The organism is Deinococcus seoulensis (genome assembly GCF_014648115.1).
In the GTDB taxonomy this organism is placed as follows: domain Bacteria; phylum Deinococcota; class Deinococci; order Deinococcales; family Deinococcaceae; genus Deinococcus; species Deinococcus seoulensis.
In genome coordinates this window covers 1-15689 of sequence record NZ_BMQM01000040.1, presented here as the reverse complement: position 1 = coordinate 15689, position 15689 = coordinate 1, and the positions used below count along the sequence as shown (strand labels likewise).

General features: G+C 68.1%; 16 protein-coding genes. All 16 read right to left on the bottom strand.

Going from position 1 to position 15689, the window contains the following annotated elements:
- Positions 1 to 61: 61 nt before the first annotated feature.
- A complete protein-coding gene (locus IEY70_RS18580) occupies positions 62 to 1471 on the bottom strand; it encodes a V-type ATP synthase subunit B (RefSeq protein ID WP_078301214.1) in 1410 nt (469 codons plus the stop codon).
- On the bottom strand, positions 1468 to 3216 hold the full coding sequence (locus IEY70_RS18575) for a V-type ATP synthase subunit A (RefSeq protein ID WP_189066516.1): 1749 nt from the start codon (positions 3214 to 3216) through the stop codon (positions 1468 to 1470). The genes IEY70_RS18580 and IEY70_RS18575 overlap by 4 nt, the downstream gene beginning before the upstream one ends.
- A gap of 122 nt (positions 3217 to 3338) precedes the next feature.
- A complete protein-coding gene (locus IEY70_RS18570; RefSeq protein WP_189066515.1) occupies positions 3339 to 3683 on the bottom strand; it encodes a V-type ATP synthase subunit F in 345 nt (114 codons plus the stop codon).
- A complete protein-coding gene (locus tag IEY70_RS18565; protein WP_189066514.1) occupies positions 3680 to 4657 on the bottom strand; it encodes a V0D/AC39 family V-type ATPase subunit in 978 nt (325 codons plus the stop codon). The genes IEY70_RS18570 and IEY70_RS18565 overlap by 4 nt, the downstream gene beginning before the upstream one ends.
- A gap of 10 nt (positions 4658 to 4667) precedes the next feature.
- Positions 4668 to 5237 (bottom strand): V-type ATP synthase subunit E, encoded by a 570-nt coding sequence (locus tag IEY70_RS18560; RefSeq protein WP_189066513.1) that lies wholly within the window; start codon positions 5235 to 5237, stop codon positions 4668 to 4670.
- Position 5238: 1 nt separating this feature from the next.
- Positions 5239 to 5547: an ATP synthase subunit C-like protein gene (locus IEY70_RS18555; RefSeq protein WP_189066512.1), complete on the bottom strand. Its 309-nt coding sequence runs from the start codon at positions 5545 to 5547 to the stop codon at positions 5239 to 5241.
- A gap of 19 nt (positions 5548 to 5566) precedes the next feature.
- On the bottom strand, positions 5567 to 7624 hold the full coding sequence (locus tag IEY70_RS18550) for a V-type ATP synthase subunit I (protein WP_189066511.1): 2058 nt from the start codon (positions 7622 to 7624) through the stop codon (positions 5567 to 5569).
- Positions 7621 to 7938: a V-type ATPase subunit subunit G family protein gene (locus IEY70_RS18545; RefSeq protein ID WP_189066510.1), complete on the bottom strand. Its 318-nt coding sequence runs from the start codon at positions 7936 to 7938 to the stop codon at positions 7621 to 7623. The genes IEY70_RS18550 and IEY70_RS18545 overlap by 4 nt, the downstream gene beginning before the upstream one ends.
- A 361-nt stretch (positions 7939 to 8299) precedes the next feature.
- Complete coding sequence (locus tag IEY70_RS18540) at positions 8300 to 9547, bottom strand: ammonium transporter (protein WP_268243928.1); 1248 nt, start codon at positions 9545 to 9547, stop codon at positions 8300 to 8302.
- Positions 9544 to 9921, bottom strand: a complete 378-nt coding sequence (locus tag IEY70_RS18535) for a P-II family nitrogen regulator (protein WP_189066509.1) — start codon at positions 9919 to 9921, stop codon at positions 9544 to 9546. Before IEY70_RS18535 ends, IEY70_RS18540 begins: the two co-directional genes overlap by 4 nt.
- Positions 9922 to 10223: 302 nt before the next feature.
- Entirely contained in the window at positions 10224 to 11558 is a 1335-nt protein-coding gene (locus IEY70_RS18530; protein ID WP_229778074.1) for an ammonium transporter, read from the bottom strand.
- Positions 11559 to 11637: 79 nt separating this feature from the next.
- A complete protein-coding gene (locus IEY70_RS18525) occupies positions 11638 to 12009 on the bottom strand; it encodes a P-II family nitrogen regulator (RefSeq protein WP_189066536.1) in 372 nt (123 codons plus the stop codon).
- A 384-nt stretch (positions 12010 to 12393) separates the two neighbouring features.
- A complete protein-coding gene (locus tag IEY70_RS18520) occupies positions 12394 to 12951 on the bottom strand; it encodes a DUF4126 domain-containing protein (protein WP_189066508.1) in 558 nt (185 codons plus the stop codon).
- A 96-nt stretch (positions 12952 to 13047) separates the two neighbouring features.
- Entirely contained in the window at positions 13048 to 14136 is a 1089-nt protein-coding gene (locus tag IEY70_RS18515) for a M42 family metallopeptidase (RefSeq protein WP_229778073.1), read from the bottom strand.
- Positions 14111 to 14848, bottom strand: coding sequence for an aminoacyl-tRNA hydrolase (gene pth / locus IEY70_RS18510; protein WP_189066507.1), 738 nt, complete (start codon positions 14846 to 14848; stop codon positions 14111 to 14113). The genes IEY70_RS18515 and pth overlap by 26 nt, the downstream gene beginning before the upstream one ends.
- 10 nt (positions 14849 to 14858) lie before the next feature.
- Entirely contained in the window at positions 14859 to 15263 is a 405-nt protein-coding gene (locus IEY70_RS18505) for a hypothetical protein (protein WP_229778072.1), read from the bottom strand.
- Between the last annotated feature and the right edge of the window lie 426 nt (positions 15264 to 15689).

Genomic DNA, 15689 nt, shown 5'->3' with positions numbered 1-15689 from the left:
CGGTAATGACGGAAGGCGGGAGTTCCGGGCCACGGAGGCCGGGCCGCCTTCCGTCAGGGGGTCACATGCGGTTGCCTTTCCACATCTCGTCCATCTTGGTGCCGTAGTACTTGTCGATGGAGTCCTTGCCGAGGCGGGTCAGCTGGCTCTGGGGCAGTTTGCTCAGGATGCCCCAGGCGACGGTCAGGCTGTCGTCGATGGAGCGGTCCTGGTTGCCCTGGCCGATGAAGTAGTTCTCGAAGTCGTCCGCGAAGCGCAGGAACAGCTTGTCGGTTTCGCTCAGGGCGTCTTCACCGGTGATGGCGACCAGTTTACGCAGGTCCAGGCCGTTGGCGTACGCGGCGAACAGCTGGTCCGAGACGTTCTTGTGGTCGGCGCGGGTCTTGCCCTTGCCGATGCCGTTGCCCTGAAGGCGGCTCAGCGAAGGCAGGGGGTTGATCGGGGGGAACACGCCCTTGGCGTTCAGCGCGCGGTCCACCACGATCTGACCTTCGGTGATGTAGCCGGTCAGGTCGGGGATGGGGTGCGTGATGTCGTCGTCGGGCATGGACAGGATCGGGATCTGCGTGACCGAGCCGGGCTTGCCCTGCACCACGCCGGCGCGCTCGTACAGGCTCGCGAGGTCGGTGTACATGTAACCGGGGAAGCCACGGCGACCGGGGATTTCCTCGCGGGCGCCGCCGATTTCACGGAGGGCCTCGCAGTAGTTCGTCAGGTCGGTCAGGATCACCAGCACGTGGTAGCCGTGCTCGAAGGCCAGGTACTCGGCGGTGGTCAGGGCCATGCGGGGGGTCAGCAGACGCTCCACCGCGGGGTCGTCGGCCTTGTTCAGGAACAGCACGGAGCGGGCCAGCGCGCCGGTCCGTTCGAATTCCTGCGTGAAGAACGACACTTCGCGCTGGGTCAGGCCCATCGCAGCGAACACGACGGCGAAGTCACCCTCGTGGCCGGGCACCTTGGCCTGACGGGCGATCTGGGCGGCCAGTTCGTTGTGCGGCAGACCCGAGCCCGAGAAGATCGGGAGTTTCTGACCACGGATCAGGCTGGTGTTCACGTCAATGGTGCTGATGCCGGTCTGGATGAACTCCTCGGGCTTGGCGCGCGCGGCGGGGTTCATGGCCTGACCGTTGATGCTCAGGCGCTTCTCGGCGATCACCTCGGGCAGCCCGTCGATGGGGCGGCCCAGGCCGTCGAAGCGGCGGCCGATCATTTCCTTGCTGACGCCCAGGCGGGCCACGTCTTCGACGAGGCTGACGCTGGCGGTCGCGAGGTCCAGACCACGGGTTTCTTCGAACACCTGGATCACGGCGTTCTGGTCGGTCACGGAGATGACCTGACCGCCGCGCAGTTTGCCGGTGGCGTCCTTGATGTTCACGATGGCGCCGTACGCGAGGTCCGAGGCTGCGTTCACGAACAGCAGCGGCCCGGAGATGTACGCGACGTCGTTGTATTCCTTCTGGAGAAGGGTCACGCTTTCACTCCCTTGAAGGTGGTATCGAGTTCGCTCAGCACGTCGTCGCGGTACGCGGCGAAGTCACCTTCGGCGGTGTAACGGGCGCGGGCGAGTTTCTCGATGACGGGGCTCTGGACGATCTCGTCGATGGTCGCGCCGTCCTTGAGGGCCACTTCGGCCTGGTCGTAGAACTTCAGGAACATCTGCATCAGGCCGTAGTTCTTGGGCATGCTGGCGCTGGCGTCGACGGGGTCGAAGCCGTTCTGCTGCAGGAAGTCCTGGCGCAGCATGCGGCCCGCCTCGATGATCAGGCGTTCGTTGTCCTGCAGGGCGTCGGGGCCGACGAGCTGCACGACTTCCTGCAGCGCCGCTTCCTGCTGCAGCAGGTTGCCGATGCGCTGGCGCAGTTCCGGGAAGTCCTCGCCGACGTTGGCGCGGTACCAGGAGTCCAGGATGGGCGTGAACAGGCTGTAGCTGCCGTTCCAGTTGATGGCGGGGAAGTGACGGCGGCGGGCGAGGCCGGCGTCCAGACGCCAGAACGCACCCGTGATACGCAGGGTGGCCTGCGTGACGGGCTCGGACATGTCACCGCCGGCGGGGCTGACCGCGCCGATCACGCTGACCGCGCCGTCGTCGCCCGCGAGGGTCTTGACGGCCCCGGCGCGCTCGTAGAACGCGGCGAGCTTGGCGCCCAGGTAGGGCGGGTAGCCTTCCTCGGCGGGCATTTCTTCCAGGCGGCTGGAGATCTCGCGCAGCGCCTCGGCCCAGCGGCTGGTGGAGTCGGCCATCAGGGACACGCTGTAGCCCTGGTCGCGGAAGTACTCGGCCAGCGTGATACCGGTGTAGACGCTCGCTTCACGGGCGGCCACGGGCATGTTGGAGGTGTTGGCGATCAGGATGGTGCGGTGCATGAGGGGGCCGCCGGTCTTGGGGTCTTCCAGTTCCGGGAACTCGACCAGCACGTCCGTCATCTCGTTGCCGCGCTCGCCGCAACCGACGTACACGACGATGTCGGCGTTGCCGTACTTCGCCACGCTCTGCTGCGTCACGGTCTTGCCGGAACCGAAGGGACCGGGGATCGCGGCCGCGCCACCCATCACCAGGGGGAACAGGACGTCCAGAATGCGCATGCCCGTAAGGAACGGCAGGCTGGGGTCGAGTTTCTTGGCGACGGGACGGGGCGCACGCACGGGCCAGTAGTGGGCCATGCGCAGTTCGGTGCCGTCCTCGAGTTTCGCGATGGTGTCGTCGATGGTGTACTCACCGGCGGGCGCGATCCAGGCGAGCTTGCCGCTCTTGTCGGGGGGCGTCAGGACCTTGTGCGTGAAGCTGAACTCCGGCACGGTACCCAGGATGGCGCTGCCCGTGACGGTGTCGCCGACCTGCACGCTGGGCGTGAAGCTCCACTTCTTGGTGCGGTCCAGACTGGAAACCTCGATGCCGCGCGCGATGAAGTCGCCCGAGGCCTCGCGGATCTTGTCCAGGGGGCGCTGAATGCCGTCGTAGATGCCGTTCAGCATGCCCGGCCCGAGCTCGACGCTCAGGGGCAGGCCGGTGGTTTCCACGGGCTCACCGACGGTCAGGCCGCTGGTGTCCTCGTACACCTGCACGAAGGCGGTGTTGCCGTCGAGGCGGATGATCTCGCCCACGAGGCGCTCCTGGCCCACGCGCACGATGTCGTACATTTTCGCGCCGTACATGCCGTCAGCGATGACGGCCGGTCCAGCGATGCTCTGCACGACGCCAGTCTTGTTCTGCGTCATTTGGTACTCCTTGGGAGGGGCAGAAGGCGGAAGGCCGATGGCAGAAGGCCGCAAGCGAGAACGCTCGAGTTGCTTCTGTGTTGTTGCCATCTGCTATCTGCCATCTGCCTTCAACCTCCGTCTTACAGTTTGATGTCGAAGCCGATGGTGTCGCGCACCAGTTTGCCCATGTAGGCCTTGGCGTCGACGGTGTCCGGGTTGAACGCGTCGCGCAGGCTGGGGATGGGCAGCAGGATCGGCAGGTCGCGTCCGCGCATGACGCGGGCAGTGGCGGTGGCCGGGTCGGGGATCAGGCCGGTGTCCACGGCGATCAGGCCGTAGGTGCCGCTGATGATCACGCGTTCCAGTTCTGCCACGGCCGTCTCGGGGGTCGCCTCGATCACTTCGGCGCCCGCGAGGCGGTAACCGGTGGCGGTCTCGGCGTCACTGAGAACGGCGACGCGCTGGGTGGAGGTGCTTTTGGTCATGCCTGCACCTCGCGGCGGATCTGGTCGGTGGGCAGGTCGTAGAACTTGCCACGGCCGATCAGACGCAGTTTGGCGATCTCGATTTCCTTGCGGCGCAGGAAGTCGAGGATGATGCCCACGCCTTCGGGGTCACCGGCGGCGACGTTGCGCGCGGCGGTGTCCAGGGCGGTGCGGGCGGCCACTTCGGCGTCCTCGAGGCTGGGGGCGTCCAGGATGGCCGAAACGTCGTTCAGGCCGCTGGCGTCCCCGCCGGCGAGGCGGGCGTACCCGGCCGCGTCGAGTTTCCCGCCGGCCACGAACAGGTTCGGGTCGAGGGGTTGTCCGGCGCCAGCGCGGGCGATCAGGGCGTTGGTGACGTCGATCTCGCGGCTGAGGTAGCGGCGCAGGCTGGTGTTGCGTGCCACGCTCAGGGCGTAGCGGTAGTAGCCCTGGTCCAGCGCGATTTCCAGGTCCAGCAGGCGGTTGCTGCCCGCGTAGGCCTGCGCGCCGGCGCGCATTGCGGCCGCGAGCGGGTGTCCGCTCAGGGCGATGGCGGCGGCGGCGCTGGGCAGGTCGCTGCTCTGGGCGGCGGTCTGCAGGGCGCTGGCCTTGATGGTGCCGCCGGGAATCAGGCTGGCCGTGATGGTGTCGGCGCCGCGGCCTCCGGCGACGCCGCGCGCCACGGTCTTGAGGTTCACGAGGTCCCACTTCATCAGCAGGGCCTGAATCTCGCGTTTGGCGTCACCGTCGGCGAAGCCCAGGACTTTCTGGGTGGTGTCGAACAGGTTGCGGCTCAGGGCCTGGTCCAGTTCGGTCAGTCCGGCGGTTTCGGTGGTGGTGGCGCGCAGGTTCGCGGCGAGGTCGGTTTCGCTCAGGACCCGCAGGAACTCCTGGTAGCTGCCCGCGGCGAGCGCCGAGTCAAGCGAGCGTCCGTCGAGCAGCTTGGTCCGCATGATGCGGACGCGCGTGTTGATGTAAGCGTAGTCGTCGGGCATGCGGACTTCCTTACTCGGCCAGCAGTCGGCTGATCTGCGGCGCGAGTTCGCCGCGTACGCGTTCGAGCCTGCCGGTGAGGGTGTTCTGGATGCTGGACTTGCCGCCGGGGCCGACCAGTCGGACGCCGGTCTTGATCTGCTCGTTGACGCGCAGGTCGAGGGTGCGGCCCAGCTGGGCCAGGGCCTGACGGACGGCGTCGTGCTCGCCCAGCGCCGACTCGACCGCTTCGGCGTTCGGGAGGACCTGCAGGCCCTCGGCGATCAGTTTCGCCAGGATCTGCGGGTACTCGGGCGAGGTGACCGAGGAGTGCAGGTACTGCTCGGAGACCTTGAAGGCCTGCACCTGCAGGCTGTCGGAGGCCGACAGGCGCTGGGCGTTGCCTTCGAGGTCAGCGGCGCTGCGCGCGCGGACCAGTTCGGCCTGACGGGCCGTTTCCAGTTGCCGGGTGCGGCTGTCCAGGAGGGCCTGGGCGCGTTCGCGGGCGTCGGCGACGATCTGCTCGGCGCGGGCCTGTGCGTCGGCGCGCAGGCGCTCGATTTCCGCCTGGGCTTCGTTTTCGAGGAGCTTGTCGAGCGCCATATCAGTTCAGGATGAACAGCGCAAGGAAGCCGAAGATGACCAGGGTTTCGGGCAGCAGGAAGTACAGCAGCAGGCTGCCGGCCTTGCTGGGGTCCTCGGCGACGGCGCCGACGAGGCTGGAGCCGATGCGGGCCTGGGCGATGCCGGTGCCGATGGCGCCGAGGCCGAGGGCCAGGCCGGCGCCGATGGCGCGCAGGCCGTCGTACATGTTGTCGGCGTTACCGCTGGCAGCGCCGGCTTCCTGGGCCAGACCGCTGGTGGCGAGGGCGAGGACGAGGGAAGCGACGACGATCTTGTTGTACTTGGTCATGGTGAACACTCCTAAAAAGTTATTTAACCGGCCCCTGGGTGGGGCTGAGGCGGCGAAGGGGGTTGTAGCGGGGGCTGGATTCAGCGTTGAAACCGGTCGGGTTGAGGAACTCGACCATGTGAAGACGCAGGGGTTGCAGGATGTGACCGATCAGGGTCAGGGCCAGCACGAAGAAGTGCAGGACGATGCCCAGAACCACGCCGATCAGGATACCGATGAAGCCCAGGGTTTCGCCGAGGCTCCAGCCGAGGTCGGTGCAGAGTTTCGCCAGGATGGCGGACACCAGGCCGACCGCGAAGATACGGGCGTAACTGACGACCGCGCCGCCCTGCGAGAGCAGTTCGACCGGCAGCAGCGGGTAGTGCTTGATGACGCGCAGCCAGCCGACGATGAACGCGGCGAACCCGGCGTACATGACCAGCACGCGCACGTCACTGAAGTCCGTGAAGGCGCTGAAGTCCTTCCCGGCCTTGGTGGCGAAGGCCAGCATGATCAGGGCCAGCACGCCGCCGAACAGCGCGACGCCTTCCCAGGTGTGGGTGCTGTCCTTGTGCTTGATGCCCTGCTGGATGCGGATGCCCCAGGCCCACAGGACCTGAAGGATGCCGAAGCACAGCGCGAACACCAGCGCGACGTTGCTGAAGTAGCCGGTTTCCAGGCGGGGGAACACGATCGGGATCACGCCGTAGTGCTTGACGCCTTCCTCGATGGGGTAGGTCACGCCGGTCCAGCTCCAGAGGCTGTTGAGCAGCTCCGGGTTGATGTAGAAGAAGTGCATGTGCTCCAGCAGGGTGCCGAAGAACTCGCCGGTCAGGAAGCCCCACAGGATGGTCCAGGCGGCCATGACGTTCGTCACGAAGCCCAGGTCCTTGAGGGTGGCGGGCGGCACGAACGCGCCGAAGAAGCTGAGGTTCCAGCCTTCGTTGCGCCGGGCCTTGCCGAGCAGCCACATGCCGAACGCCAGGAACATCAGGCCGTAGCCGATGTCGGCCATGATGATCCCGAAGAACAGCGGGAAGAACAGCGCGACGACCCAGGTGGGGTCGAAGGTGCCGTACTTCGGCAGGGTCATCAGGCCCATGACGGTCTGGAAGGGCTGCACGTAACTGTTGTTCTTCAGTTCGACCGGCACCAGCGTGTCGTGGTGTTCGTCCACGGCGTGCAGTTCGTAGCTGACGGCGTCACCGAAGGTGCCGAGCGCCGCCTGGAGGGCGGGCACGCGGTCTTCGGGCACGTAGCCCTGCATGGCGAGGCTGTACTTGCCGCGGGCGGACACGGCGCGCACGTCATGAATGGCGACCCGGTCTTTCAGGGCGTCACGCAGGGCGTACAGCGCGGGGGTGTGCGTCTGGGCCAGCCGGTCGCGTTCGGCGTTCAGTTCGCGCTGGCGGCTCTCGCCGCTCTGCTTGATCTGCGTCATGGCGCTGTCGGCTTCACCGAGGCTCATGCCGTCGAAACGGCCGGGCAGGCGCAGTTCGCCGAGGCGGACCTTGCCCAGCGCGGCGCGCGCGGCGTCACGGTCGGCGCGGAGGGTGGCGATCAGGCCCACGCGGTTCTGGCCGACAGTGTCGGTGGCCAGGGCGTGGCGGTCGCGCAGGGTTTCGTTCAGCGCGGCTTCCAGTTCGGCGACGTTGTCGGTCGGCTGAAGCAGGAAGGGCACGGTCGCCACGCGGCGGCTACGGTCCAGGCCGCCAGCCAGTCGGGCCAGCGCGCGGACGGCGTCACCGTAGGCGGATTCGGCGTCCAGGTCAGCCTGGAGTTCCTGACGCTGACGGGCGAGCGCGGCCACGGGAAGCGCGGCCTGCTCGATGGTGTCGGCCCAGGTGGACTCGGCGGGCAGCGGTGCGGGGGCGGGGCGGTAGCTGCCCAGTTCCGCGAGGGTGCTTTCCACGCGGGCGAGCAGGCGCTCGTCCTCGCGGCGGCTCTGGGCGTCTGTTCCGGCCAGGGTCCCGGTGTTCAGTGGACCGCCCGTGATGGGCTTGAGGTGCAGCACCCCGGCATTCTGCAGGGCCGCAATGACGGCTTCGCTGTCGCGTTTGCGCGTGGCGATCACGACCTGCTGCATGGGGTTGATCACGGAAGCACCGCCCTCATGATGGTGTCCACGGCCTGGCCCAGCTTGGCTTCGGCGCGGGCGCGGGTGGCCTGTGCCTGTGCCTGTGCTCCGGCGCTGGCCTGGGTGCGGATCTGCTGCACCTCTGCGGCGAGCTGCTGCTCCTGCTCGGCCTGCATGGCTTTGGCGCGGGCTTCGGCGTCCTGCAGAATGCGCGCGGCTTCTGCTTCGGCGGCCGCGACCGTCGCCTGCGCCTGTGTGCGCGCGGCTTCGATCTGCCCGTCCAGGGCCGCTTCGCGGCTGGCCAGTTCACTTAAGACTCGACTTGAGACGTCCAAAACTCACTCCTCCTTTCCCTTCGTGACTCAAGCACCCCGGTCAAGGCGCCCCATGAACGTCATGGGGTGTGGCGGGGGTGCGGTGAGTTTTTCGGTGGCCCGACCCTTTGTGATAGTTGCGTCAGACTCGTACTCAATCCTAACACAGCCTCCTGAATGCTCTGGGGGGTCAAGCGTCCCTGTTTCGTCACGGTCGTCACGCGAGGCCGTCGGGGCACTGAGGTCGTCGGGGCACTGGGGTCGTCGGGGCACTGGGGTCAGCCGGGCGGTGTCCGGGGGAACAGAGGAAGGCAGCTCCGGAACGCTCCGGAACTGTCTATGAACCCGGGATGAACCCAGGGACGCCCCCAGGGTGTGCGGGTCAGTCGTTGCCGACGAAGACAGGCGCGGCCAGTGGGCTCTGCGCCTCCTGGTAGCCTTCCTCCTGGTGTTCGGCCAGGTCGATGCCCAGCGTCTCCTGGCGTTCGCTGAGGCGCAGGGGCGTGACGAGTGCGACCAGTTTCAGCAGGACAAAGGTGCCGCTGCCCGCCAGGGCCGCCGCCGCGACGATGCCCAGCAGTTGCACGCCGACCTGACCGGCGTTCCCGGCCAGCAGGCCCGTCCCGGCGGGGTTGATCTCGGGGCTGGCGAGCACGCCGGTCAGCAGGGTGCCGACGATCCCGGCCGCGCCGTGGCAGGCGAACACGTCCAGGGCGTCGTCCGGGAACAGGCGGTGCTTGTTGGCTACCAGGAAGAACGAGACGGTGCTGGCGACCGCGCCGATCAGCAGGGCGCCGCCGGGCGTCACGAAGCCGCAGGCGGGTGTGATGGCGACCAGTCCGACGACCGCGCCGGTGGCCGCGCCGATGGCAGTGGGCTTGCCGCCGCGCACCTGATCCCACAGCATCCAGGTGAGCAGCGCGGCGGCGGCGGCCGTGTTGGTGTTCAGCAGGGCCGAGGCGGCCACGCCGTTGGCAGCCAGGGCGCTGCCCGCGTTGAAGCCCAGCCACCCGACCCACAGCAGCCCGGTGCCCAGCAGGACCAGCGGCACGCTGTGCGGGACGTGCGCCACGCGCGGGTAGCCCAGGCGGGAGCCGAGGACCAGCGCGGCGACCAGGCCGCTGACGCCGCTGGCGACCTCGACGACCGTGCCGCCCGCAAAATCCAGCAGGCCCAGTTTGAACAGCCAGCCGTCGCTGCTCCAGACCCAGTGGGCCAGCGGGGCGTACACGACCAGCACCCACAGCGCGCCGAACAGCACGAACGCCGGGAAGCGCATGCGCTCCACAACGCTGCCGCTCACGACGGCCAGCGTGATCACCGCGAACAGAATCTGGAATACCGCGAACAGCGGGGTGGGAATGGTGCCGGTCAACTGTCCGGCGGTGCCGTTCAGGCCCACCTGGGACAGACCGCCGATCAGGGCGTTCCCGCCGGGACCGAAGGCCAGGGTGTACCCCACGGCGACCCAGGCGACACTGGCGACGCCCATGGCGGCGAAGCTCATCATCATGGTGTTCAGGACGCTCTGGGCGCGGACCAGCCCGCCGTAGAAGATGGCGAGGCCCGGCGTCATCAGCAGCACCAGCGCGCAGGCCAGCAGGATGAAGGCGGTGTCGGCGCCGTTCACGGTTGCTCCGGGTCGAGGCGGGTCTCGGTGACGGGCGTCAGGGCGGCCGCGTCCTCCTCGCCGGTACGGATGCGGATCACGCGGTCCAGGGGTTGCACGAAGATCTTGCCGTCGCCGACCTCGCCGGTGCGCGCACCCCGGCAGATGGCGTCGATGGCGACCTGCACGAACGGTTCGCTGACAGCCATGCGGAACTCGACCTTGTCGTGGAATTCCACCATGACGCGCGTGCCCCGGTAGTGCTCGATGACGATCTGTTCGCCGCCGTGCCCGCTGACGCGCGAGAGCGTGATGCCGCTGATGCCCGCCTGAAAGAGTGCTTCCTTGACCTGCTGCACCCGTTCGGGCCTGACAACTGCCGTGACCAGTTTCATGAGCCCACGTTAACGGTCTGTCAAGGCCAAAGAGTGGTGTTGTCCAGAACGTCCGGCACATTCTGCACGGAAACCCGGAAAACGCGCAGATTGCACAGGACCGCGCGGGCACCCGCCGCACATTCTTCGGACAACCGCAAAGGGCCGGCCCCTGGGGATGCGGTCAGGGGCCGGCCAAACGTGGAGGGTCTGATTTGTCAGTGCGGGCCGGGCCAACAGGATGGACAGGGCCAGCGTGGAGGGTTCAGGCAGTTCAGGGAGTCAGGCGCGGAGGGGCAGCGGGAGCGAAGTGGCGGATGGCTTCAGTCGCCGCCGACGAACACCGGCGCACCCAGGCCCGTCTCGCTGTCGGAGTACCCCTGCTCGCTGTGGGCGCTGACGTCGATCCCGGCGATCTCCTGGTTCACGGGAACGCGCAGCGGCATGACCAGTCCCACCAGTTTCAGCAGGACGAAGGTGCCCAGTCCAGTCCAGACGATCGCGGCGACCACACCGACGATCTGGATGATCATCTGCTCGCCCCAGGGCTTGCCGCTGCCGGTGGTGAAGGCCAGCGCGCCGGTCAGCAGGGCGCCCACGATGCCGGCCACGCCGTGGCAGGCGAACACGTCGAGGGCGTCGTCGGCCTTAACGCGGTTTTTCATCTGCACGGCAGCGAAGCTCGCGGCGGCACCCAGCGCACCCACGACCACCGAGGCGAGCGGGCTGACGAAGGCGCAGGCGGGCGTGATGGCGACCAGACCGACGACCAGACCCGTGGCGGCGCCAACGGCAGTGGGTTTCCCGTTCCGGACGCTTTCCAGGCCCAGCCAGGTGAGCATCGCGGCGGCCGGGGCGACCAGGGTGGTCATGAAGGCCAGCGCGGCCGTCTGGTTGGCAGCCAGGGCGCTGCCCGCGTTGAAGCCCATCCAGCCGAACCACAGCAGGCCAGCGCCCAGCAGCACGAAGGGAACGTTGTGAGGCACGTGCGCGGTCTTCGGGAAGCCGATGCGGGCGCCCAGCACCGAGGCGGCGACCAGTCCGCTGACACCGGCGGCGATGTGGATGACGGTGCCGCCCGCGAAGTCCAGCGCGCCCATCTTGAACAGCCAGCCGTCGGCGTTCCAGACCCAGTGGGCCAGCGGAGCGTAGATCAGCAGGCTCCAGAGCGCACCGAACAGCACGAACGCCCCGAAACGCATGCGCTCGATGACGGCGCCGCTGATCAGGGCGACGGCGATGATCGCGAACATCGCCTGGAAGGCCGCGAAGACGAACGAGGGAATGGTGCCGGTCAGCTGGTCCTTCAGGCCGTTGAAGCCCGCGTTGGCCAGCCCGCTGAAGAAGCCGTTGCCGCCCGGCGCGAACGCGATTGAGTACCCGGCAAGCATCCACAGCACGCCGATCAGGCCGATGCACACGACGCTCATCATCATGGTGTTCAGGACGCTCTGGGTGCGGCTCAGGCCGCCGTAGAAGAACGCGAGGCCCGGCGTCATCAGCAGGACCATGGCCGAGGCGACGATCATCCAGGCGGTGTCGCCGGTGTCCAGTTTGGGCGCCTCGGTCTGCGCGAGGGCCGCGCCGCCCAGCATGACAGCCAGGGGCAGCAGCGCGCCCAGGCGGGTGCGGGCGGTTCGGGTGGGGGTGTGCAGCATGGTCACTCTCCTTGGAGGGGGGCCTGAAGTCGGGCGTGGAACAGGCAGCTCAGGCCGGACTGGGCCGGGCCGGGGCTGTTCAGGCAGGTGCGAGGCGGGTCTCGGTGACGGGGGTCAGGGCGGCCGTGCCTTCCTCACCGGTGCGGATGCGGACCACGCGGTCCAGGGACTGCACGAAGATCTTGCCGTCGCCGACCTCGCCGGTCCGGGCGCCCTTGCAGATGGCCTCGATGGCGGCCTGCACGAAGGGTTCGCTGACGGCCATGCGGACCTCGACCTTGTCGCGGAACTCGACCATGACGCGGGTGCCGCGGTAGTGCTCCACGATTTCCTGTTCGCCGCCGTGCCCGCTGACGCGTGAGAGCGTGATGCCGCTGATCCCGGCCTGGAACAGCGCTTCCTTAACCTGCTGGACCCTCTCGGGCCTGATGACAGCCGTGACGAGTTTCATGGCGTCTCCTTTTTGCAGCTCAATTTGCAGTGGTTGCATCCCTGCATACCCCAAGCTTAGAGACAGATGTGCAGAATGTCAAAAAAATTTGGACAATTTGGCTAGATTTATCAGAACGGATTGCAGGATACCCGCAGAAAAGTGCGTTCCGTGGTGGCCACGCGCACCGCTGGGCGGAATTTCGCGTACAGATTGCACAGCGCACAGCCAGATTGCACGGCAGACAGCAGGCGGGGCCTCTCCCCTCCCCCACCTGCGCAGGGCAGCAGAACGCGGCCGTTCCCACGAAGAAACGGCCGCGCTGCCCGGAATGTCTGCTGTCTGGAGTGCCCCTGGCCGGGCCTGCACCGACCGATCCGTACTGACCGGCCTACACCAACGGGCCTACACCAACCGGCGGGGCCGCAGCCGCATCCAGAACCGCGCGGCCAGCACCACCACCACGGCCAGCAGCGCGGCTCCCAGCACCGGCGCGAATACCGCCAGCACGCTGAGCACTGCACTCGTGCCGTCCTCGACGCCACTGACGACCGGGTTCCCCAGGCCGCCGGTCGTGGCGGTCGCCACCGGCCGCACCGCCGTGCGCGTGGCGTGTACGCCGCCCGCCACGATCAGGCCCAGCGCCATGCTCAGGGCCGGGGGCACGTCGGCCACGCCGGACTGCGAGGCGAACAGCACCGCGCCGGCCGCCGTGTTCACCACGCCGCCCAGCAGGTGCAGCGCGTGATCCACGCCCGGAATCTTGTCACCCACGAAATCCAGCAGGCCCAGCACGCCGATGCCCACCAGCACCCAGGTACTGGCGAGCAGATCGAACGGTTCGTTCAGGGTCACCACGCCAAACCGGGACAGCAGCCCCACCAGCAGCAGCGGCACGAAGGCGTTCAGGCCCGCCGCGCCCGACAGGCCCAGCGAGGACAGCAGACCGGAGAGCAGTTCCATACGCCCCACAGTACGCGCCGCCGTGAGGGGGCGTTCCACCCCCCCCCGGCTTCCGGCCCCACCGGGGGCAGTGAAGACCGGAAGGGGGCGGGCCGCTCAGCGCAGGTACGCGACCAGCAGGTCCACCCCGGCGCGCAGGTCGGTCTCGTGCACGGCCTCCACGACCGTGTGGATGTAGCGGGTGGGGAGGCTGAGGGTCAGGGTGGGCACGCCGCCCCGGCTGCGCTGGATGGCCGCGCCGTCCGTGCCGCCCTGTGCCAGGACTTCCAGCTGCGCGGGAATGCCGCGTTCCTGCGCCAGGTCCCAGAACCCATCGACGAGCGCGCGGTGCGAGATCATGCTGGAATCGAACACCTTGATGCCGATGCCGTCCCCGAGGCGGGTCACGGCCTCATCCGGGGCCACGCCGGGGGTGTCCACGGCCAGTGTCACGTCCAGACCGATGCCGACCGTGGGCTCGGCACCGTACGCGGCAGTGATCGCGCCGCGCAGGCCGACCTCCTCCTGGGTGCTGAACACCGCGATCAGGTCGTGCCGCAGGTCCTGGCCGCGCAGGGCGCGCAGCGTCTCAAGGAGCAGGAACACGCTGGCGCGGTCGTCCATGGCCTTGCCGCACACCAGCCGCCCGACCCGGCGGGCCGACTGGTCCAGCGTGACCATGTCCCCGACACGCACCTGCGCGCGGACCTCGTCGGCACTCAGGCCCAGGTCGATGAAGAATTCCCGGACTTCCGGGATCTTCTTGCGTTCCTCGGGACTGGCAATGTGCACGGGCTTGCCGCCGGGCGTCAGGATGCCGGGCAGCGCCCCGCCGCGCGCGTGCACGGTCACGTCCCGCGCGAACAGGTTGCGGGTGTCGAAACCGCCCAGCGCCTGCACCCGCAGGAACCCCCGGTCGTCGATGAAGCGCACCAGGAAGCCGATCTCGTCCATGTGCGCGCTGATCATCACGCGCTCGGGCACCTCGCCTTTTTTCGGCGTGCGGGCGGCGCGGCGGGCGATCACGTTGCCCATGGCGTCCACGCGGACCTCGTCGGCCAGTCCTTCCAGTTCGGCCAGCACGAAGTCACGCACGGCGTCCTCCTGTCCGGGCACGCCGGGCAGGTTCGACAGGTGCATCAGCACGTCCAGGCGCAGTTCGGGGACGGAGGGGGCTTTCCTATCCTTCTTCCGGGTTTTCGACATGCCCGCCAGTATGCCCCGACCCCGCCGCGCCGTCCGGCACGGATGACCGGGCGGTCCCCGCTGCCGGGACAGATGCCGGGTCCGGTGACGCAGGTTCAGGCACCGGTTTCGGAGGTGGGGGCGGAGGCGGCGGGCGCAGGTCCGTGCCATTGAACTGCCCCTGCGCCTCGGCCAGCCCGGACGCCGCCCAGACCGCCACGGCGTCCGCGCCCAGCCGCACCAGTTCGTTCAGGTCGCCTTTCTCCTCCTCACGCCAGCGGCTCAGCACCCAGTCCGGCACCGCCCAGCCCGGCGGGGGCCGCGAGATGCCGATCTTCAGGCGCGCGAACGCCTCGTGCCCCAGCAGCCGGATGATGTCCCGCAGGCCGTTCTGCCCGCCGTGCCGCCCGCCCATGCGGAGCTTCAGCAGCCCGAACGGGCTGTCCAGGTCATCCTGCACGACCAGCAGGTCCGCGCCGTCCAGCTTGTAGAACGACATCAGCGGCGCGACCGCCTTGCCCGACGCGTTCATGAACGTCAGCGGCCGCACCAGCAGCACCTTCGTGCCCACCCCCGGCCCCAGGCGCACCTCGGCCACCTCGGCGTCCTTGCCTTCCCTGCGCCACGCGGCCCCGGCCCGGCGGGCGACCTCGTCGATGACCAGCCAGCCCACGTTATGCCGCGTCTGCGCGTACCCACTCCCCGGATTGCCCAGGCCCACGACCAGTTTCACGGGCCGGTCCTCAGGCTTCCAGGCTGTGCAGGATCTCGCGCCACTTCGCCTCGGTCTCCCGGACACGCAGGTCCGTGCGGGCGCGGTTGTACCCGCCCCGGAACTCCGCGAAGCGCGTGTCGGTCTCGGCGAACAGCAGGCCCAGCGCCTGACGGATGTCGGTCACGTTCCGTTCCGTCAGGGTGGTGCCCTTGGCGTCCAGCACCTCGTCCAGCGTGGCCATCAGGCCCGACAGGGGCCGCAGCCACTGGAACTGCGGGTGGTTCATCACCAGCGAGTACAGCTCGAACGGCCCCCCCACCGGGCCGTTCAGGAACTCGTAATCACTCTTCGTGAAGTCCAGCAGCGCGGCGTGAAAATGCCGCAGCGCCGGAACCAGGGCGGTGAGTTTCGCGCGAACAGCAGCGTCAGTCATGCACAGCAGGGTAGCAGGGGCGCGCGCCGCCACCCACGCCCGACCCCACCATTTCCCGCAGGTGCACGCGCGCAGGCCTGTGATCAATGGTGCGGACACTGTTCGGGCGCCAGAGAGGAACAGCATGGAACACGTCTTCTGTAATGCCATTCCTGCTCACCCCCTCCCAGCCTCCCCCCTCAAGGGGGAGGGGTAAACGCTGCGTGTTCCTCGCTGGTCTGCCCTTGAAGTTATGAACCTGTCCGCACCATTGGTGATACGGACTGCCGTTTGTTCCGTTAACAGCCCACTCCACGTCCGGAACCCGCTTCGACTCCTCCTCGCTCTGCTCGGACCCAGCGGCCTTATAAGTACAACGCACCAAAGAAGTAGACTTGGGCATGGCCCGTTCCCATCGGCGCATTGAGATTTCGGAAGAAGATGACC

Excerpts from the sequence above, each read along its gene's own strand:
- IEY70_RS18515 (WP_229778073.1), bottom strand. The coding sequence starts at position 14,136 with ATGTCGAAAACCCGGAAGAAGGATAGGAAAGCCCCCTCCGTCCCCGAA.
- IEY70_RS18530 (WP_229778074.1), bottom strand. The coding sequence starts at position 11,558 with ATGCTGCACACCCCCACCCGAACCGCCCGCACCCGCCTGGGCGCGCTG.
- IEY70_RS18565 (WP_189066514.1), bottom strand. The coding sequence starts at position 4,657 with ATGCCCGACGACTACGCTTACATCAACACGCGCGTCCGCATCATGCGG.
- IEY70_RS18570 (WP_189066515.1), bottom strand. The coding sequence starts at position 3,683 with ATGACCAAAAGCACCTCCACCCAGCGCGTCGCCGTTCTCAGTGACGCC.
- IEY70_RS18525 (WP_189066536.1), bottom strand. The coding sequence starts at position 12,009 with ATGAAACTCGTCACGGCTGTCATCAGGCCCGAGAGGGTCCAGCAGGTT.
- IEY70_RS18560 (WP_189066513.1), bottom strand. The coding sequence starts at position 5,237 with ATGGCGCTCGACAAGCTCCTCGAAAACGAAGCCCAGGCGGAAATCGAG.
- IEY70_RS18520 (WP_189066508.1), bottom strand. The coding sequence starts at position 12,951 with ATGGAACTGCTCTCCGGTCTGCTGTCCTCGCTGGGCCTGTCGGGCGCG.
- IEY70_RS18505 (WP_229778072.1), bottom strand. The coding sequence starts at position 15,263 with ATGACTGACGCTGCTGTTCGCGCGAAACTCACCGCCCTGGTTCCGGCG.
- IEY70_RS18575 (WP_189066516.1), bottom strand. The coding sequence starts at position 3,216 with ATGACGCAGAACAAGACTGGCGTCGTGCAGAGCATCGCTGGACCGGCC.
- IEY70_RS18535 (WP_189066509.1), bottom strand. The coding sequence starts at position 9,921 with ATGAAACTGGTCACGGCAGTTGTCAGGCCCGAACGGGTGCAGCAGGTC.
- IEY70_RS18555 (WP_189066512.1), bottom strand. The coding sequence starts at position 5,547 with ATGACCAAGTACAACAAGATCGTCGTCGCTTCCCTCGTCCTCGCCCTC.